General features: G+C 62.6%; 15 protein-coding genes. 10 read left to right on the top strand and 5 right to left on the bottom strand.

Going from position 1 to position 18587, the window contains the following annotated elements; genetic code table 11:
- Positions 1-283 precede the first annotated feature (283 nt).
- Positions 284-1309, top strand: a complete 1026-nt coding sequence (locus tag ACOZ4I_RS17790; protein WP_424005218.1) for a hypothetical protein — start codon at positions 284-286, stop codon at positions 1307-1309.
- A gap of 141 nt (positions 1310-1450) precedes the next feature.
- Here ACOZ4I_RS17790 and rdfA (ACOZ4I_RS17785) read toward each other — a convergent pair whose 3' ends face one another.
- Positions 1451-2083, bottom strand: a complete 633-nt coding sequence (rdfA, locus tag ACOZ4I_RS17785; protein WP_424005217.1) for a rod-determining factor RdfA — start codon at positions 2081-2083, stop codon at positions 1451-1453.
- 328 nt (positions 2084-2411) lie between these two features.
- Here rdfA (ACOZ4I_RS17785) and ACOZ4I_RS17780 point away from each other — a divergent pair, with 328 nt between their 5' ends.
- Positions 2412-3830 (top strand): FAD-dependent oxidoreductase, encoded by a 1419-nt coding sequence (locus ACOZ4I_RS17780; RefSeq protein ID WP_424005215.1) that lies wholly within the window; start codon positions 2412-2414, stop codon positions 3828-3830.
- Between the two features lie 41 nt (positions 3831-3871).
- On the opposite strand, the gene ACOZ4I_RS17775 is transcribed toward ACOZ4I_RS17780, so the two are convergent.
- Positions 3872-5704, bottom strand: a complete 1833-nt coding sequence (locus tag ACOZ4I_RS17775) for an archaea-specific SMC-related protein (RefSeq protein ID WP_424005213.1) — start codon at positions 5702-5704, stop codon at positions 3872-3874.
- A 254-nt stretch (positions 5705-5958) separates the two neighbouring features.
- On the opposite strand from ACOZ4I_RS17775, the gene ACOZ4I_RS17770 reads away from it, so the two are divergent.
- The 5 genes from ACOZ4I_RS17770 (at position 5959) to ACOZ4I_RS17750 (ending at position 11164) form a co-directional block, all read left to right on the top strand.
- Positions 5959-6567 carry a hypothetical protein gene (locus ACOZ4I_RS17770; protein ID WP_424005211.1) on the top strand — a complete coding sequence of 203 codons (609 nt, stop codon included), beginning with the start codon at positions 5959-5961 and terminating at the stop codon, positions 6565-6567.
- Between the two features lie 284 nt (positions 6568-6851).
- Positions 6852-7184, top strand: coding sequence for a hypothetical protein (locus ACOZ4I_RS17765; protein WP_424005209.1), 333 nt, complete (start codon positions 6852-6854; stop codon positions 7182-7184).
- A 1096-nt stretch (positions 7185-8280) separates the two neighbouring features.
- Positions 8281-9372, top strand: coding sequence for a metal ABC transporter substrate-binding protein (locus tag ACOZ4I_RS17760; protein ID WP_424005207.1), 1092 nt, complete (start codon positions 8281-8283; stop codon positions 9370-9372).
- Positions 9369-10157, top strand: a complete 789-nt coding sequence (locus ACOZ4I_RS17755) for a metal ABC transporter ATP-binding protein (protein ID WP_424005205.1) — start codon at positions 9369-9371, stop codon at positions 10155-10157. Before ACOZ4I_RS17760 ends, ACOZ4I_RS17755 begins: the two co-directional genes overlap by 4 nt.
- On the top strand, positions 10154-11164 hold the full coding sequence (locus ACOZ4I_RS17750) for a metal ABC transporter permease (RefSeq protein ID WP_424005203.1): 1011 nt from the start codon (positions 10154-10156) through the stop codon (positions 11162-11164). The genes ACOZ4I_RS17755 and ACOZ4I_RS17750 overlap by 4 nt, the downstream gene beginning before the upstream one ends.
- 527 nt (positions 11165-11691) lie before the next feature.
- On the opposite strand, the gene ACOZ4I_RS17745 is transcribed toward ACOZ4I_RS17750, so the two are convergent.
- Together ACOZ4I_RS17745 and ACOZ4I_RS17740 are read right to left on the bottom strand one after the other, a co-directional pair.
- Positions 11692-12459: an IclR family transcriptional regulator gene (locus tag ACOZ4I_RS17745; RefSeq protein WP_424005201.1), complete on the bottom strand. Its 768-nt coding sequence runs from the start codon at positions 12457-12459 to the stop codon at positions 11692-11694.
- Positions 12460-12548: 89 nt separating this feature from the next.
- On the bottom strand, positions 12549-13661 hold the full coding sequence (locus ACOZ4I_RS17740; RefSeq protein WP_424005199.1) for a Gfo/Idh/MocA family protein: 1113 nt from the start codon (positions 13659-13661) through the stop codon (positions 12549-12551).
- 167 nt (positions 13662-13828) lie between these two features.
- On the opposite strand from ACOZ4I_RS17740, the gene ACOZ4I_RS17735 reads away from it, so the two are divergent.
- From ACOZ4I_RS17735 to ACOZ4I_RS17725, 3 genes are all read left to right on the top strand, one after another.
- Positions 13829-14977 carry a Gfo/Idh/MocA family protein gene (locus ACOZ4I_RS17735; protein ID WP_424005197.1) on the top strand — a complete coding sequence of 383 codons (1149 nt, stop codon included), beginning with the start codon at positions 13829-13831 and terminating at the stop codon, positions 14975-14977.
- A 139-nt stretch (positions 14978-15116) separates the two neighbouring features.
- On the top strand, positions 15117-15746 hold the full coding sequence (gene rdfA, locus ACOZ4I_RS17730) for a rod-determining factor RdfA (protein WP_424005195.1): 630 nt from the start codon (positions 15117-15119) through the stop codon (positions 15744-15746).
- A gap of 89 nt (positions 15747-15835) precedes the next feature.
- A complete protein-coding gene (locus ACOZ4I_RS17725) occupies positions 15836-16609 on the top strand; it encodes an IclR family transcriptional regulator (protein ID WP_424005193.1) in 774 nt (257 codons plus the stop codon).
- A 12-nt stretch (positions 16610-16621) separates the two neighbouring features.
- On the opposite strand, the gene ACOZ4I_RS17720 is transcribed toward ACOZ4I_RS17725, so the two are convergent.
- Positions 16622-18517: a hypothetical protein gene (locus ACOZ4I_RS17720; RefSeq protein ID WP_424005191.1), complete on the bottom strand. Its 1896-nt coding sequence runs from the start codon at positions 18515-18517 to the stop codon at positions 16622-16624.
- Positions 18518-18587 lie beyond the last annotated feature (70 nt).

Here is an 18587-nt window from a genome sequence, read left to right as displayed (position 1 = left end):
GCAGGTTCCAGTTCGCACGACCGCGGAGCGGCTCTAGCGCCAAGCCGACAACCGCTGTATCGCCGGTGATGCCCGGCGGATCGACGATGCCACGACGCTCGATGAGACTGACGCTTGCAGCGCATTCGAATCACCGGAGTGGTCGAATGTCAAACACTGGACGATTATACGTTTCGGAACGATGCGCTGAGAGAAACACTCTTGTCCGGCGGTGTCGAGTCACCGCACCGTGACGCTATACGAGCCAGTGTCAGCGCTAGCAGTCACCGTATCGACAGCCGAAGTGACGACCCGGGAGCTGCGAGTCAGCGACCGATTCACCCGGACGACCTCGACCGTCCACCTTCACGGCGAGGGCGAGACCGGGCGCGGGGAAGACGTCATCTACGAGACCGCGTTTCACGAGTATCCGGCCGCTCTTCTCGATGGCCTGACTGGCACCGACACCATCGACGAGTTCTCCGCCGGGCTGGAGGATGCGATGCTGTTCGAACCGAACCAGGAACTGGCCGTCGACCGGCGGGGTCATCGTCGGTTACCGGCCAAGCGGAACTTCCGCCGGTGGGCCCTCGAGAGCGCGGCGCTAGACCTGGCCCTGCGACAGCGAGACACCACGCTCGCTGACCTCCTCGGCCGGTCGTACGACCCGGTCCGCTTCGTCGTCTCGCCGAGCAACGACGAGCAGACGCCGGCGTACATCGAGCGGCTCATCGACCGTGTTCCGGGGGTAGAGCTCAAGCTCAACGCGACCGCCGAGTGGGATCCGGACACGATCGCCGAGATCGCGTCCTTCGACCGGACTCGGGTCGTCGATTTCAAGAGCCACCACGACCAGCTCGGCGTCGACCCGGACCCGGAACTCTACCGGACCGTCGCGAGTGGCTTCGCGGACGCGATCCTCGAAGATCCGGTGGTGACGCCGGCGACGCGGTCAGCGTTCGACGGGGTCGAAGATCGCGTCGCCTGGGACAAACCGATAGACAGCGTCGAGAGCGTCGCCTCGCTCCCGTTCGAACCGTCACAGGTGAACGTCAAGCCGTCCCGATTCGGCTCGCTCAGGTCGTTGTTCGAGACGATCGAGTACTGTCGAGACAACGACATCGACCTTTACGGCGGCGGCCAGTTCGAACTCGGCGTCGGGCGGGAGCACGTCCACGCGCTGGCGTCGCTGTTCTACCCCGACGCTCCGAACGACGTCGCGCCGAGCGTGTACAACGGCGCTGGAATTCCCGACGAACCGATTCAGCGTCCACTGGCTCCGGCGGCTGACCTGCGCGGGCTGTCCTGGCGGCGGACGCCAGCACCGTGACGGCGACAGACGTCGATGGCGGGCACCGAGAATCGATTCCTGGGACACCCATCCTCCGTCCCAGATTGACGGCCGGACGCTGATCCGCCGCTCGTTCTGGGACGCCCTTGTCCGTCCCAGATACTGGATGGGGTGTTTCGGTCACTCCTCGCCGTCGCGGGGCGTCCCGAGGTGGTCAGCACAGACGTATCCCTGGTCGATGGCCGTTTCGAGCGTGACGCGTGTCGGACACTCCGGACAGGCGAGGGTGACTCGAACCGACAGGTCCGCCGCAGTAGCGCCCGTGATCCTGTCTTTGGAGTCGAGCGACGAGAGCGCCTCCGCCAGCCGGTCGTGGTACTGCTGGCCGGCGTACTCGAACTGGTCCAGTTCCCACGACGAGTCCGTATCGGCCGTCTGCGTGCCCTTCGACTCTTCGAGACACTGGCGGATGTGTCGCGAGAGCGTGCTCTTCGAGACGAAATCGTCGGCGAGTCGCTCCCCGTCGATGCCGTCGCTCTCCAGGTCGGCGAGCACTTCCTGGCGTTCGTGGGGCTTGACGTCTTCGCCACGGAGCGCCTCGTACTCGGCGTCGAGGCGGGCCTTCGTGTCGGATCGACCGTGACGGCGGTACACCGACTGGAGACAGTGCTTGTTGAACCACTCCGTGAGTTTCCGGTAGCCGACAGCCGAGTGGTGGCCCTTTCCCTTCCATTTCGCGACGAGGTAATCGTCGAGGCTCCCGCTGTATTGCGCAGGCGACGTGAGATCGTAGACAGATATGAGGCGTCCCACCTTGCAACACGCGTCTGGCATTTCCTGAGTATAGGGCGGGTGAGTAGGATAAATGGATGGATTTCTGCGAGTCAGCTTGCCTCCCGTTCGCCGTTCGTGTCGTTTCGGCCTTCGACGGGTGCGATTTCGCTATCCCAGAGCGGAGTGACGCCACTCCCGGCACTGCCCGTCCACGTGTTCTTGTGACTGGGGTCGTCCAGAGACACGTGGATTCGGTCGAGCGGTGATTCGAACGCACAACAGCGTGTGATTATTCGTCGAGCCATCTGCACAATGATATGTGGGTTTACATAAGTTTTATTCGTGTCGTGTCCGCCGGTCAACACGTATGTCAGATCGCGATGTTCGCACCGACGTGACAGTCGTCGGTGGCGGTATGGCAGGTCTCACGGCGGCGCTAACCGCACAGGAGCGCGGCGTCGATGTCACGCTACTCGAGAAAGGCTCGCGTTTCGGGGGCTCGATGTACCTCTCGACGGGTGCCATCTGGACCTACGATAGCTACGCGGAGTTCAGAGACCACGTCCCGAACGGCGACCCCGCCCTCCAGCGACTGATCTTCGAGTCGATCGACGACGGGTACGAGTGGCTCGAAGGGCTCGGTGTCGAACTCACGGAGCCCGACCTCGACCTGCCGGGATCGGGCCGGCAGGTCGATCCACCACGGCTGACCGAGCGGCTCACTGAACACTTCGAGCGCGAGGGCGGGCGAGCGTTGCTCGAGACGCCGATGAGTGAGATTCGGTTCGACGGGGTCCGTATCACCGGCGTGCTCGCGCACACTCCCGAGGACGAGGCGTTGGATATCGACTGCGAGAGCGTCGTGCTCGCGACCGGTGGATTTCAGGGCAACGAGGAGCTAGTCGAGCGATACATCACCCCGAACACCGAGAACCTCTGTCTCCGAGCGAACCCCTGGAGTACCGGAGACGGCTTCGAAGCGGCGACGGCGATCGGCGCAAAGACGACGAAGGGTCTGAGCAAGTTCTACGGCCACAGCCTCCCGGCACCGCCGGCGGAGTTCTCGCGGGACGAACTCAGCGACGTCTCACAGTACTACGGGACGGTCGCTGTCGTGTTGAACAGGGACGGACTCCGGTTCACCGACGAAGCGGAGTCGGAACTCGAGGCCGTGCTGATACAGGACATCGTCGCAGAGACCGACGGACGAGCCTACTACGTCGTCGACTCGGACCTGTGTGACCCCGATGCCGTCGGGCTCTCCGCGGACGCCATGGCCGACATCCGAAACGCGGAGGCGGCCGGCGGCAAGGTGGCCGAGTGCCAGTCGCTCGAAGCGCTCGGAACGGCCCTCGGCGAGTGGGGAGTCAACGGGGAAACCGCAGTCGAGACGATTCGGGAGTACAACGCGGCGATTCGCGACGAGCGGGCCGAACAGCTCGTCCCTCCGCGAACGGACCACAAGTGCCAACTCGACACGCCGCCGTTTTACGCCGTCGAGATTCAGCCGGGGATCACGTACACGATGGGGGGAATCGACGTTGACACCGATATGCGCGTTCAGCGGCGAAGCGCATCGACCGCCACGTACGGACAGGAGTACCAACCGACGGAATCCCGCGATATCGAGACCCGGCCGATACCGGGACTGTACGCCGCCGGGATCGATGTCGGAAACGTTCACCACCGCACGTCGGCAGGCGGGCTCTCGCATGGGCTCGTCACCGGGCGTGTCGCCGGCGACCGCGCCGCGACGTTCGCACAGGGCCAGCCTGTCGTCCAGTAGTGCTCAGCGACCGTCGCCGACCGCGGGGTTGTCCCCGACAGTCACGACTGAGCCGTCGATGCGGCGCCATCGGAGACCACGTCCCACTCCGCTGGCGAGAGCGTGTGTCCGTCGAACGTGCCCGCTTCCGGATACGCCGTCGTCACGACGTACGTCGCACGTCCTTCGAGGTAGGCCGCCAGCATCTGCAGGTGCTCTGCGGCGAGTCCACCCACGTCGTCCAGTAGCAGACAGGGAACACGCTCTGCCACGTCGAACGCCTCGTGGCCAGCCAGCGCGGCGATCAGGCCGACGAGCTCCACTTCCCCCTCAGAGAGGGCGTCGACCGTCGTCTCGCGCCCGTCGCGGGCGATGATCAACTCCAGGCGCTCGGTCTCGCCGGTGTCCGCATCGACGTGTTTCTGGAGGTGTGCGCCGTCGAAACTGGGGTCGAACTGCTCGACGACGTCTTCCAGGGCCGCTTCGAACGCCTCCCGCGCCGTGTCGACGACGCGTTCGCGCCGCGAACGAAGCGATTCGATCTCCTCCGCGAGGTCGTCTCGCCGCTGTTCGAGTTCCTCGACGACCGCTGCCTGCTCCGCCAGCCGTCCCTTCTCCTCGCGCTTGTCTTCGAGACGGGCCTCCGTGCGAGCGATTTCCCCTTCGAGCGTGCTCCGGCGGTCGTCAGTTTCCTCTACCTGCTCGGCCAGTCGATCGACCTCGTCGTCGAGTTCCTCGATCCGCTCTCGGGTGGCCGCGGCGTCCTCGCGAGACTCCTCGAGAGTCATTCGGAGGTCGTCGAGGTCCTGTTCGAGCGAGCGCTTGCGGCGCTCTTTCCGCTCGATGGACTGCTGGCGTGATCGGAGCTCGTCGACCTCGTCTTCGAGTTCCGATCGGCGCTCGCGCCACTCGGTGACGGCCGCTCCCAGCGCCGGAAGCTGGTCTTCGATCTCCGATCGTGTCGTCTCGCTCCCGCACACCCAGCAGGCCAACTGATCGGTGTCGACCTGTCTGGTCACCTCCGTCACCAGGTCGACCTGGTCCTGTTCGATGATCCGCTTGTTTACGTTGTACAGCGACTCTAGCGTCTCGATATTTGCTTCGACCTCGGTGAGCCGATCTCGCTTCGTTTCGAGACGGTTCGACAGCTCCGGGGCCGACGGGACCTCCAGCTCGTCGAGTTCGGCTTCGGCCTCCTCGATCTGTGTCTCGACGGACTCGATCTTCTGTTCGAGTCGGGAACGACGTTGCCGGGCGCGTTCGCGCTGCTGGCGTGCTTCGCGGAGTTCAGCTTGAAGCGCATCGCGATCGCCGTTCTCGTCGTCTGCCCCCGTAATCGATTCGAGTTCGTCGCGTTTGGTCGCGAGCGCCGATTCGAGGTCGTTGAGCTGCTCGGTGAGGTCCGGCAACGCCGATTTCGCCTCCCGAGCGTCGTCGAGTTCTGCCTCGACGTCGCGACGCTGTGTTCGGAGCGACTCGATCTGGCCCGCGATGTCTTCCACTTCGAGTGGCTCGATCAGATGTGGCGTGAGGTCAGCACCGTTTCGAACGGCCGTTCTGATCCTGTTGTCCCCGTCGAGGAAGGCGAACAGCTCCGCGCAGAGGCGGTCCTGTTCGTCGGTGAGATACGGCGTTCCGTCCCGAACGACCGTCCCCGCCTGGCGGGACAGCGATACGTTGTACGTTCCGTCCGTCGTCGTCAGCCGGACCGACCCCTCGCTGGCACCCTCGGTCACGACCGAATCGGGTAGCGCACCGCCCAGCACGGTCCGAACCGCCGTCACGAGTGACGTCTTTCCTTGCCAGTTCGAGGCCTGAACGGCGTTGACCCCGGCTTCGAGCGTCGGCGACCCGTCTCGGATTCCACCGACGTTCTCGATTTCGAGTTCCCACATTTGCTTGCCGTCATTTGGGGCTTGCAGCTTAAAATTTCAACTGCTTCATCTCGACTCTCCGCACTGGGGCTTCAGAGGGTCCTGTACGCCTTCCGGTCGCAGGTGAACTGCACGTCCCCTCGACTGTTCGTTACCTGTCGGGAGTGAAAGCAATAGTTTTTAGGCTGGCCAAAAACAACTGGCAAGAAGACGATGAAAACGCGAAAATCCGCCCTGCTATCCGACGCGTTCCCGCGGGTGATCCTCCGATGAGTGTGACCATACTCGACACCCAGTCGAAGACGTACTTCATCCAGCAGGGGCGTGCGATAGGGTTCGTCAAGGAGTGTATCAACGCGAACTCGCTCAAGGACAAGGCCGACGACAGCGGGATCTCGGTCACGCGCTGCGCAGACCTGCAGTTCGATGGACTCAGAGCGATCGTCTACGCGTTACCGGCATCCACAGCCTCGGCCTTCACATCTGGCGACGACCCGCCGTCGGTCACCTGCCAAGAGACGGCGGTATACTGTGAGGGGCTGTTCACCGCTGAGGCCCAGTGTTCAGAGGAGCGAGTCGACGATGTTGAACCGCTCTACGTCGCAGAGGTGTCCACGTCGACTGATCCGACCGCTGACGATTACTCCACGTACGTGTTTGACCGCCGGCCCGACGAGAATGCACTCCGACGTGCGCATTCGATTCAGACTCTGAAGCACGAACTGTGCTTCGGGGAACTCGCGCCGACGTTCGTGTGTCGTGAGTGCGGCAGACGAACACATTGGCTGAGCACGCCGCGGAACCGAACGGATCCGCTCGAAGTCACGCCCGATATCAAACTCCAGAGCCTGCGGAAAAACGTCTGTGGCGGCGAGACGGCGTAGTGAGCCGAAGTCAGCTGCTACGGTCGAACGGCGTCGACGGGGACGGAGACCGATCTGATTCATACTGGCACGGTTTCGTGACGGTGTCGGACGTACTGTCCGAACTCATCGAAGACTGCTAGGCTCGTGTTCTCCCCGACGTGATACCTGGCCCATCGCCGACTCGTACGTGAAACGCCCGTCGACGTCGGCTATCCTCCGTCGGGCGTCACGTCGGTCTGAGCGACCGGCGGCGGATACGCGAGCAGAATTTTTTTGCCGACGGTGGCTGACGTGTCAACCGCATGAAGGCCGCAATCAGTCTCACAGACAACGGATCGAGAAATTTCACGCACGCGCTCATCTGTGCCCGCCGCATGGACGACGACGAAGCCATTGAGGACGTGTGCCTCATCGCGCGCGGAGAGGGCGTTGAACTGTTCGATACCGCCCTCGATCCCGAACTCCAGGGGGAACTGTCCCCCGTCATGGACGGCGACGTCACCTGCAAGGTGAGCTACCCGTGTGTCGAGTCCCGTGAAATGGACCTCGTCGATGGCGTCGAACCAGTCGAGAGCGGAGCGATCGAACTGCTCGAGATGCAATCGGAGGGGTACGACCTCATCAAGGTTCCCTGATCCATAGCCCAGTGTGACGACAGTGTGTCGTGGTCTCGCGGTGAGCGTTACACCCGCCCAACACGAGACGAGGTTTCGTCGCGATAGCATCGTACCGACTCGTCCGCTCCTTTTCGGTTATCGATTCGCTCTCTTCCCTGCCGCCTCTATCGAACCGCTTCGGGTGTCAATCGCTCCAAATTGCGGACTGGTCGGGATGTCTGTTGGAGACGTGTGAGCACCTGCTTGATGGATATTCACAGCGGCATGACTCCGAACTCGGGTCGAATCAATTGCAAATGAAAGCAATCTACTGACATTATAGGGGTATTCCCCCTCGAAACAACTTGTATTCGGATTATCACACTATCGACAGCCTATTCATATGTAAAAACAAAAACTGTGTCTATAAGGGGAAAATATATTTCTTACTCTCCAACACTCAGGAATATATTGTATATTTCACTCCCAAATATGGCGATGTATGAAAATATGGGGCTTTATGAAAGTTTTTTGGATTATCTGTGCACCATCTGTCCCAGTATGAACACACAATCTGACTAGGTTCGTATCTGCCCGCGATGTGGTGGGACAGCGGATACACTGAACTGCTATTTTTCCCGACAATCCACGGTCACCACCACTGGTGAATACGGCCGCCACACGGTTGGCAGCGCACTTTCTTGTCGTACCGGTCGGATATCTGTTCAGTCAGGAACAGGAAATGGGATTGGGAGTCAGTCGCCGTTGCGGTTGGGGGGTGTGACGGCGACGACATCTGATCCTCTATGGCCCTGAATCATAAGGCTGTCTTATTCTGCCCGTCCGGCGTATTGTCGCGGCACCAGTCCATCGGCAACGGGCTACTTGTGTTCGGGACCGGGACGCTGCTGACGGAGGCCGGTATTGAGACGCGCCAAGAGCGGCCCGTTACCGGGGGTGAATACGAGCGTCGACGACGTTGTGACCGTAACGACCGAAATTTCTCGACAGTGTGGAGGGGTGCTGACTGACAGCACTCACTGAGAACCGCACCGCACCCGTGGATTAGACAAGTCTAATTTTAACCTTTGATAGAAACTCCTATATTGTTCGCCACAACACAGACTAGTATTCAATGCACGATGCGACCCAGTCTCATCCGGACTCCGGAATATCACGCAGACGCGCGATCACGGCCGGTGCAGGCCTTCTCGCTACTGGAATTGCCGGGTGCACGAGCAGTAACGGAAGCAACGACACCGGTGCCGCGACCGGTTCTAGCAGCGACGGTGCGGCAGGCGACGGCCCAGTCGTCGTGGCGTCGTTCTTCAGCTTTTACGACTTCGCGCGCCACGTCGTCGACGGGACGCCCATCCAGGTGGAGAATCTCGTCCCGACCGGTCTCCACGGCCACGGGTGGGAACCGAATGCCACCGTCACCAAAGACATCATCGAGGCCGATGCGTTCCTCCACGTCGGTCCGGGGTTCCAGCCGTGGGCCGACCGCGCGATTCAGACGGTCAAAGACGACAACGTCGAGACGCAGTTGATCAACGTCCGCGAGGGCGTCGAACTCGTCGACCTCGCAGCGACCCTCGATCCCGACGAAGAAGGTGTCGGCGCACAACGGGGCAAGGACCCGCACTTCTGGCTCGATCCCGACCGTGCGAAGAGGTCGGTCGACAACATCACCGAGGGACTCGTGAAACTCGCGCCCGACGAAGAGGCCACGCTCCGAGACAACGCGGCGAGTTACAAGTCCGACACGCTCGAACGGATCGACCAGGACTACCAGGCCATTTTCGATGCGGCCGAGCGGGACGTGGTCCAACTGGCCGCCCACAACGCCTTCCAGTACATCGGCGTCAAGTACGACGTGCAGATGGTCCCCCTCGTCACCAACCTCGCTGCCAGCGGCGACGTCAAGCCTTCGGACATCGTCGAGGCGAAGGAGGTCATCAGGAACAACGACATCCAGTACATCGCCAATGGCGTCTTCGAGTCGCGGCGGCCAGCCGAACAGCTGCTCGCCGAGACTCAGGTCGAGGGCTATTTCCCGGTTACACCGTACGCGGGCGTTCGGGACGACTGGGTCGAGAACGACTGGGGATACGAGGAGATCGCGTACAACATCAATATGCCCACGTTCGAGGTCGTACTGGGCAACAAGCGGCCCGAGGAGGCCGGACCGGACGGCTGGGCCGACGAGTGGATGAACTTCCAATGAGTACGCAGGAGACGTCGACCGCCGAACGAACGAGTGGGGCGAGCACCACTGCGCCGGTCATCGAACTCTCCGACGTCGAGTTCGGGTACACGTCGACTCCGGTCGTCGAGGACGTCTCGCTTCGGATCGACCCCGGTGAGTACGTTGCAGTCGTGGGTCCGAACGGGTCGGGGAAATCGACGCTGATGCGGTTGATGCTCGGCTTGCTCCGACCGGACGACGGAGTGGCCACGCTCTTTGGCGAACCCGCTCACCAGTTCGACGACGGCTCGCGGATCGGCTACGTCGCACAGCACGCCAGCGCCTCCAAGGAGATGCCGATCACCGTCCGAGAAGTCGTGAAGATGGGTCGTTTCCCACACGTCGGCTACGGCCGCCTCTCCCGGGAGGACTGGGCTATCGTCGACCGGGCGCTCGATACGGTCGGCATGTCGGCGTTCGCAACCCGTCGAGTGACGCAACTGTCCGGCGGCCAGCGCCAGCGGGCGTTCATCGCCCGTGCACTCGCCAGTGAGGCCGATCTGCTCGTACTCGACGAGCCGACCGTCGGGGTCGACATCGAATCGGTCGGCGCGTTCTACGACCTCCTGGATTCGCTGAACCGCGACGGTATCACCGTCTTGCTCATCGAACACGACCTCTCTGCGGTCACCGAACACGCGGAACGCGTCGTCTGTCTCAACCGCGAGATCTACTTCGACGGGCCGACCGGTGAGTTCGTCGAGAGCGACGCCCTCGCCCGTGCGTTCGGCACCGCGGCGAATCTCTTGGGTGAGTCCCGATGACGCGCGGAATCGGTGCTCCGCTTCAGGCGGGGCCGCTTGAGCTACTTCTGTCCCCCCTGTACTGGTTCCTGCAACTCTGGTCGGGATTCGTGTACTGGATCGGCCAGATGACCGGTTTAGAGCTTCTCCAGTATGGATTCATGCACCGAGCGATCCTGGTCGGACTGTGTATCGGCGTGATGGCCCCGCTCATCGGGACGTTTCTCGTCCACCGCCAACTGGCGCTGATCGGCGATGCGCTCGCTCACACCGGGTTCGCCGGCGTCGCCGTGGGGCTGTTTCTCAACGCCGTCCTCGACCTCGGGGTTTCTCCGTACCTGACGGCGGTCGTGGTCGCGATGATCGCGGCCCTGTTCATCGAACTCATCTCGGAGGTGACCGACGCCTACAACGACGTCTCGATGGCGATCGTCCTCTCAACCGGATTCGCGCTCGGGACCACGCTGATCAGCATCAACGCGGGCGGACTCGCTGTCGGAGTGAACCAGTTCCTCTTCGGGAATCTCGCGACGGTGTCCCAGGATAGCGCCGCCATCCTCCTGGCTCTCTTCGCCATCGTCATCGGCGTGGTCGGGCTCACGCGCAACCAACTGCTGTACGTCACCTTCGACGAGACCGCAGCGGCCGTCTCCGGCATCTCGGTCAGTTGGTACAACCGCATCATGGTGATGCTGACGGCCATGGTCGTGGTCGGTGCCATGCAGATCATGGGCGTCATCCTCGTCGCCGCGATGCTCGTCGTGCCCGTCGCCGGCGCGTCACAAGTGTCTCGGAGTTTCAACGAGTCGCTCCTCGTGTCCGTCGTTCTCGCCGAACTGGCCGTCATCCTCGGTATCGCCGTCTCCTACTACGCGGAGGCGACCGCCGGTGGTGTGATCGTCCTTATCGCGGTTACAATATACGTCGTCGCCGTGATGATCGGGAAACTCCAGACGAGACTGGTCGGGGAACCGAATCCCGAGATGGGCAGTATCGAGGGCGGTGAAACCGAGTCAACCGGTGACTGATACCCGATAGACGACAACAAATACCGACATCTGAAAACACATCCATAAATATGGGTGTATAACGTCAAAACTCAAGACGGAATATCGTATATATAGGCACAGTTAGAACAATTATGATCTAACACTACAACTAATCTCATACTACAGTTTTATACAGGTACTAGGTAGTGGTGAGTCACAAATTGGCGCACGGACTCTCACGTACTGCACCGTATAACACTGTCGTGGCGGGTTTGTGACTGCACTGGCGATCGTAGGTCAGATGGACCGAGAGGATGGTCGGCCAGGCACTCGCGCGAATCACGCGGGCCAACGATAATTATACAACATTAATAGTTCGAAATATGCGAACGCTCTGCCGACGAGCGCGCTGTGAGACGGTCGGTTTCTATTGTGAATAACTCTTGTACACCTGTTATTTATTGGCTCCACACATAGTATTTGAGATATTCGAACGCAAATCGAATCGTCGTGCACCTCCTCGTCTCGCCCACTATCGACTGTCTCTCGGTCCGGTTCGCCGACCGCTAGACGAGCGATAACTCCAGCTCGTACTCGCTGACGACTTCCATGACCGCGTCCGCGAGTTGCCGTTCCCGATTCTCCTCGGTGAAGGAGTGTTTCGGCCCCGTGATGCTGAAGCCCCCGATGACGCTGCCGGATTGTTCGGTCGCGGCCACGCCGATCCCATGGAGGTCTGGGAGGTTCTCCTCGTGATTGGTTGCGTAGCCCTGTTCACGGATCGCCTCCAGTTCGGCGAACAGTTCGTCTCTGTCCGTGATCGTGTTGTCCGTCTCGCGCGGCAGTCCCCACTCGTCGAGGATCTGCTCGACTCGCCGTCGCGGCAGTTCCGCCAGGATGGCCTTTCCGACTGCTGTGTCGTGGAGGTACAGGCGGTTGCCAAGTCGCTCGTGTGCCCACTCCATCTTGTTGCCCGCCGCCTTGTGAATGAAGACGGCTCTGCCGCCCATCTCGGTGGCGAACACGGAGCGAAACCCGACCCTGTCGACGAGGCGTTCGGTATATTCGCGCGCGAAGACGTACCCCTTCTTCCGGGTCCGCACTCGGTTCCCTAACCGGAGGAGTTCCGGGCCGAGGTAGTAGCTATCGCCACGTTTCGAAACGAACTGCTTGGTCCTGAGCGTCGCGAGGTGGCCGTGTATCGTGCTCTTGGGTATTCCCATGTGCTCCGCCACTTCGGTGACCCGTGCCCCTTCAAGTTCGTCGAGCAGTTCGAGAATCTCGATCGAAGTCGCGGTCGTTTGCAGCGTCTTCGATTCCGTGTTGCGGTCCATATCGGGCGTACGTGACAACTGTTGATAAAGTTCGTGTCTTTCGAACGGCGTGACCCCGATGCCGAGGTGGCCGCGACAGACCGATCGCCCTAGTTCGCTACCGTCACCCACTCGTTACGAGCCGCCGATTCGTATGCCGCGTCGAGGACGCTGAGCAACTGAACGGCGTCGTCAATCGTCGCCGGGACGTCGCCGGTCTCGAAGCCTTCGAAGTACGCCTCGAAGTAGTCCTGGACGAAGTCACCCCAGGCGGGGAAGCGGTCGTAGGCGAACTCGTATTCGACAGTTCGCTGTGGCGCGGCCGCCCAGTCGGGGTCCTCGGACGTGAGTTCCAGTGGCACTGTCGGCTCGTGCTGGAGGGAATCGTGGTGGAGCGAGGTCAGCGCTTGCGCGTCGGTCCCGTAGATGCCGAGGTGTGTGTCTTTGCCCCGCTCACTCAGGTAATAGCCGGTGTGGTACGTGCCGAGCGTCCCGCCGCGCGTCTCGAACTGGAGCACCGCTCCCGCGTCGACGTCCGCGTGTGCGTCGGCCGCGTCGTGGAACTGGGCGTTCACGCGGTGAATCGGGTCGTCGAGGATCCACGGGATCACGTCGACCCAGTGTGGTCCGATCCACTGGAGCGCGCCCCCGCGACTGGTCTCACGGTCGTAGAGGTAATGGGTCGTGTCCCGGAACGAGAGCTGGCTGGCGTTAAATCGGCCCTCAACGGTCCAGACGTCACCGAAGAACCCGTCTCGGAGACGGTCGCGGAGGTCCATCGCGATGGGATTTCGCCGGTAGTACATCGTCGGTGAGACGGTGACGCCCGCCTCGTTCGCTCGCCGGGCGACGGACTCCAGATCGCCTGCGGTCCGCCCGATGGGCTTCTCGCTGATGACGTGGACGCCGTTATCGACGGCGCTCTCGACGATCGCTGGCGTCTCGTCGTTGCGGTACGTGATCCAGGCGACGTCGACGTCGGCCTCCGCGACAAGTCGGTGGGGGTCCTCGTACACCGTCGCCCCGGCGACGAGGTCCCCGGCGTCTTGCCCTTCCGTGGTCACCTCGTCGGGCCGGTCCTCCATCGCGGCCACGTTCTCCACGTTCACGCGCCGGCCCGGTTCACAGACCGCGGAGACAGTCGCCCCGAGTTCGCTCGCGACGGCAAAGTACGGGTCCCGGTGGTGGTGATCGATGCCGACGTACCCAAGTCTCACGTCCATACCGTCGTGTCAGACCAGGAACCACATACGTGTTTTGGTGCCAGCACCCAACACCAACACGGGCGGTCCGCTGACTCGGTTCGAACTGGCCGATTCGGACGAGTCGCCCATTCGAGACCGAATGTTTATTGCTCGCGCATCCGACTCTCCGACGAGCGATCAGCTACATGCAAGAGCTAGGTATCATCATGAACGGCGTGACCGGCCGGATGGGAACGAACCAACACCTCGTCCGTTCGATTCTGGCCCTGCGAGAGGAGGGCGGCGTCGAACTCCCGAGCGGCGAACGCGTCATGCCGAACCCGCTGCTCGTCGGCCGGGACGAACGAAAGCTTCGCACGCTGAGCACGGACCACGACGTTGAGCGATGGACGGTCGATCCCGACCTCGAGACGTGTCTCGACGGCGACGACGAGGTATATTTCGACTCCCAGGTCACTCCACGGCGTCCCGACGCGCTCGCGAAGGCCATCGACGCGGGGAAAGACGTCTACTGCGAGAAGCCGCTGGCCGGCGACTTCGAGACGGCACTGTCGGTCGCTCGGAGGGCCGAACGGAGCGGCGTCAAACACGGGATCGTCCAGGACAAACTCTGGCTTCCGGGTCTGCTAAAACTTCAGCGACTCGTCGACCAGGACTTCTTCGGGGACATCCTCTCGGTCCGCATCGAGTTCGGCTACTGGGTGTTCCCCGGCCACGTCCAGCCCGCTCAGCGACCGTCGTGGAACTATCGCGCCGAGGACGGCGGCGGCATCGTCGACGACATGTTCTCTCACTGGAGTTACGTCCTCGAGAACCTCTTCGGGAAGGTGGAGGCGGTTCGCTGTCACACGACGACCCACGTCGACGAGCGCGTCGACGAACGCGGCGACACGTACGACGCGACCGCGGACGACGCCGCCTACGCGATCATGGAACTGGAAGACGACGTCGTCGCCCAGATAAACTCCTCGTGGACGGTCCGCGTAAACCGGGACGATCTGCTCGAAATTCAGGTCGACGGCACCGAGGGGAGCGCCGTCGCTGGACTCCGGGACTGCAAGACCCAGCACCGCGCGAACACGCCCAGGCCTGAGTGGGACCCCGACACGCCGAAGGACCACCGGTATCAGGACGACTGGGACAACGTACCGAACAACCGGGAGTTTGAGAACGCGTTCAAACAGCAGTGGGAACAGTTTGTCCGGCACGTGGTCGCGGACGAGCCGTTCCCCTGGGACTTCACCGAGGGGGCTCGCGGCGTCCAGCTCACCGAAACCAGCTATCGCTCTGCCGAGGAACAATGCCGGGTTCTCGTCGACGAGGTCGAAATCTGAGCCGGTTACAGCGCGAGTTCGTCGATGAACCCAAAGACAGTGGGCCTGACGCTGCCGTCGAGAGCTGTGGCAAGTGACCCCGGCTCGCGGGCAGCCACTTGACGGAATCGTTTTGTGACAGAGTGACCAACTCAAAGGTATGACCGAGGACACGTCCGTCGAACTTGCACCCGCCGATCCGGAGCGACGCAGCAAGGTCGGTCGAGTCATCGCGGAGCGTGGTCTCGACGGCATGGGCGAGCGCCTGGAACGGCGCTGGCTGGGGGCCGGTAGCGAGCAATCGAGCCTCCGCGAACTGGCCGAGTACTTCAACCGAGTGGTGGTCCGGGCGGCGATGGAGGAGCGGGGAATCCAGGTGCTCGACGGTGAAGACGCGCATTTCTGCGAGTTGCTCACTGACGAGGAGGTAACCAGTGGGACGCGCACGCAGGCCAAACGCCGCCTTGAGCGCGACGGTATCGACATCGATCGTCTGACCGACGACTTCGTGTCTCACCAAGCGATACACACCTATCTCACAGAGTATCGTAACGTCGAGCGCACCAGCGGAGACACGCCCGACAGACTCGAACAGGGTCGGAACACGGTCCAAAAGCTCCGAAACAGGCTGCACGCCGTCACGGAGACGACGATCTCCATGCTCTCTGAGGACGACCTCTCCGCCGGTGACATCTCCGTCTACGTCGACGTCAAAGTGTCCTGTGACGAGTGTGGCACCCAGACCACGATCGGCGACTTCCTCGACAGTGACGGCTGCGACTGCGAATAGGTCGCTTCCCGTCTGTGGACGCTTTTCAGTCACCGTGTCGTTCCCTGGCGGCGTATACGCTTTTATCCTCCCGGTGTCAACGTATCGGTATGAGCCAGGAAACCGAACAGCGCCCCGGACGGCGGATCCGATCGGTGCAGATCTCGTTCGACATCATCGAGTTCCTCAAAGCGCGGGGACCGACCGGTGTCACCGAACTGGCCGACGAACTGGGGCATTCGAAGAGCACGATTTACAGCCACCTTCGGACGCTCGAGGAGCGGCACATCTTGGTGCGAAAGGACGACGGGTATCGGCTGAGTCTGACGATTCTGGACATGGCGACCCACGTCCGCGAACAGGTCGGTAACTACGACGTCATCCGTGACGAAGTCGACGCTCTCGCGGCGGAGACGAACGAGATCGCCCAGTTCGGGATCGAAGAGTACGGTGCCGTCTCGTACCTGTACAAGGCCACCGGAGACCTGGCGGTCGAGACCGCCTCCCGCGTGGGAACCCAACAGCCGATGTACTCCACGTCGCTGGGGAAGACCATCCTCGCGTTTCTGCCGCCCGAGCGGACCGCGAGCCTCATCCGACAACAGCAGTTCACTCCCGTCACCCCGTCGACGATCACGAGCCCCGAGGCGCTGTCAGACGAACTCGTGACTATCAGAGAGCGCGGCTACGGCGTCGACGACGAGGAGAACATCGGGGGGCTTCGCTGTGTGGCGGCGCCGGTCCAGAACGGCGAGACGGTGCTGGGTGCTGTCAGCGTGACCGGACCGTCGAGTCGATTCACGGATGAGCGACTCCACGGCGAACTCTCGGAGCACGTCCAGCGGGCCGCGAACGTCATCGAACTCAACACGAAGTTCTCGTAGCCCAGCGCGCCGTCATCGACCTTCCCAGGGGACGTCGTAGCGTGGCTGGTTGACAAGCCTGTTCATCGCGGCCGTCAGCGAGAGCCGGGTTCGGCCCGGGAGCGAGACACTGATTCGACCGGCGTTGGGTTCCCCGCGGCCGTCGGCCGACTCGACGGCAGCGAACTCGTGTTCACCGTACGCGCCGGCCTGGACGATTACGTCGCGGTGGCGGGCACCGCCGTTCACGAGCGTCAGGTCGACCCCCGCGGGCGAGACGTCTTCGACGAGAGCGCTGACGTCCTCGGGGAGACCCGGCCGCCGCCGGTCGGGGTCGAAGTAGCGAACCTGGGAATGGAGCAGTCCGCCGTAGTAGACCGGTTGGGGCGCCCCCATCGTCAGTTGCAGCAGGGCCGTCGCGGTCGCAGGGTTACGGTTCCGAAGGTAGTCCTCGTCGACATCGTCCGGCGGTCCCCCCTCCGTACGGATGACGTCAAGGCGGTCGTGCACCCGGGCGTGGGCGGCTTCCAGGAGGCGCACGGGATAGTCTTCGAACTCGCCGTCGAGGTAGGCGAGCCAGGCGTACTCCTGCCCGCTCCCGTGTTTCGCCTTCGCTCGCGGGTCGAGGCGCTTCCAGTCTCGTGACTCCCAGTTCCTGAGCGTCCGAATTCGTTCGCGGTCGGTCGGATCCATCGTCAGGTACCACAGGTGGATCACGTACGGAGTGTCACGAAGTGGGTAAAACTCGAACCAGCCGTCCTCGTAGTAGACTTCGCCGTCCGCCTCCCGAAGGACCGTGCCGGGGTCGTAGTGATAGTCGCCCGGGTCGCCGTACTTGTGGGGGAGATAGCGGGTTTCGTGGACGGGGTCGGCGCTGACGGAGATCGAATTGTCCATCAGCACGTCCAGTTGCGACCGGAGGAACGCCATGTGTTCCCGGTCGCCGGTCAGGAGCGCAGCGTTCTCCGACCCGACGGTGACGCCGGCCCCGACGTAGTGCCAGCCGCCCCACGACCAGCCGTAGTACCCGCCGTACCAGTCGCCGGTGTACGCACCCACGTCGCCCGACAGCCCCACGTTGTCCGGGACGAGGCCGTCGTTCTCCGACGCGCGTTCGTGCCATCCCTCGACGTACCTGACCACCCAGTCGCGGTAGCGCTCGTCGCCGGTGTGCAGGTAGGCGTTAGCCACGAGGCTCGTCGCCCCCATGTTCAGCGGGATGTCGCCCCTCGAACAGCGCTCTGTCATGGCTTCGAGCAGGCGATCTTCGTTCGCGGGGTCGCTGGCGTCGGTCACGTCGTCGATGCCCTCGATGTCCTTCCACGGTAGGCCGTGCAGTCTCCAGCGGTAGTCGGCCCCGTACGGGTGGTGCTCGTACGCCGAGAAATCGCAGTACTCCGGGCCCATGCTTCCGTTCATTGGGCCGCGAATGATGTTGTGTTCCGGGTCGTAGTTGTCCACGCCGCCGCCCGGCAGGTACAGTTCGGCGAATCGCACCGCGCGTTCCCGGAACCGCTCGTCGTCTGGCGCGGCCAGCCCCATGTTGTAGGTGAAGCGGTTCCCCTCACCAAGGTGGAACCAGTCGCGACACTGCTCGAAGTCGTCGACGACCATCGAATGACCGAAGGGCGTCTCGACGCGACTCCCGCGGCGGAGCGCGCCCTCGTAGCACGTCCGAGCGTGATCAAGGAGGCGCTCGTCGCCGCCCATCGCGTACACGAGCGGCCAGTCGTGGAACCCCTCGATCACGTCGTCGAAACCGTCGATACCGACGTGGTCTACCGGCGGCCAGTACGGCTCCCCATTTTCGTCGATGTAGTCCTCGACGAACTGATCGACCGCGTCTGCCATCACGTCGAACAGGTCTCGCTGGAGCATGGCCCACTCGGGAACACGGTGCAGCGATGTTCCCGCCGCTAGCTCGAACATATACACCATCCCGTCCGTCACCCGCATAACGGTTTGGGGCCGGCGACGCGGGCGGATGCCGGGACTGTGC

The sequence above is a fragment of the Haloarcula salina genome, assembly GCF_049603855.1.
GTDB classification, from domain to species: Archaea; Halobacteriota; Halobacteria; order Halobacteriales; family Haloarculaceae; genus Haloarcula; species Haloarcula salina_A.
Note: the sequence above shows the minus strand (reverse complement) of the source record. Positions and strands in the feature narration are given on the sequence as shown.

Bases quoted from the DNA above. Each gene is read 5' to 3' on its own strand.
- ACOZ4I_RS17735 (WP_424005197.1), top strand. From the start codon at position 13,829: ATGCAAGAGCTAGGTATCATCATGAACGGCGTGACCGGCCGGATGGGA.
- ACOZ4I_RS17745 (WP_424005201.1), bottom strand. From the start codon at position 12,459: ATGGACCGCAACACGGAATCGAAGACGCTGCAAACGACCGCGACTTCG.
- ACOZ4I_RS17740 (WP_424005199.1), bottom strand. From the start codon at position 13,661: ATGGACGTGAGACTTGGGTACGTCGGCATCGATCACCACCACCGGGAC.
- ACOZ4I_RS17750 (WP_424005203.1), top strand. From the start codon at position 10,154: ATGACGCGCGGAATCGGTGCTCCGCTTCAGGCGGGGCCGCTTGAGCTA.
- ACOZ4I_RS17755 (WP_424005205.1), top strand. From the start codon at position 9,369: ATGAGTACGCAGGAGACGTCGACCGCCGAACGAACGAGTGGGGCGAGC.
- ACOZ4I_RS17780 (WP_424005215.1), top strand. From the start codon at position 2,412: ATGTCAGATCGCGATGTTCGCACCGACGTGACAGTCGTCGGTGGCGGT.
- rdfA (WP_424005195.1), top strand. From the start codon at position 15,117: ATGACCGAGGACACGTCCGTCGAACTTGCACCCGCCGATCCGGAGCGA.
- ACOZ4I_RS17725 (WP_424005193.1), top strand. From the start codon at position 15,836: ATGAGCCAGGAAACCGAACAGCGCCCCGGACGGCGGATCCGATCGGTG.
- ACOZ4I_RS17765 (WP_424005209.1), top strand. From the start codon at position 6,852: ATGAAGGCCGCAATCAGTCTCACAGACAACGGATCGAGAAATTTCACG.
- ACOZ4I_RS17775 (WP_424005213.1), bottom strand. From the start codon at position 5,704: ATGTGGGAACTCGAAATCGAGAACGTCGGTGGAATCCGAGACGGGTCG.
- ACOZ4I_RS17760 (WP_424005207.1), top strand. From the start codon at position 8,281: ATGCACGATGCGACCCAGTCTCATCCGGACTCCGGAATATCACGCAGA.
- ACOZ4I_RS17720 (WP_424005191.1), bottom strand. From the start codon at position 18,517: ATGTTCGAGCTAGCGGCGGGAACATCGCTGCACCGTGTTCCCGAGTGG.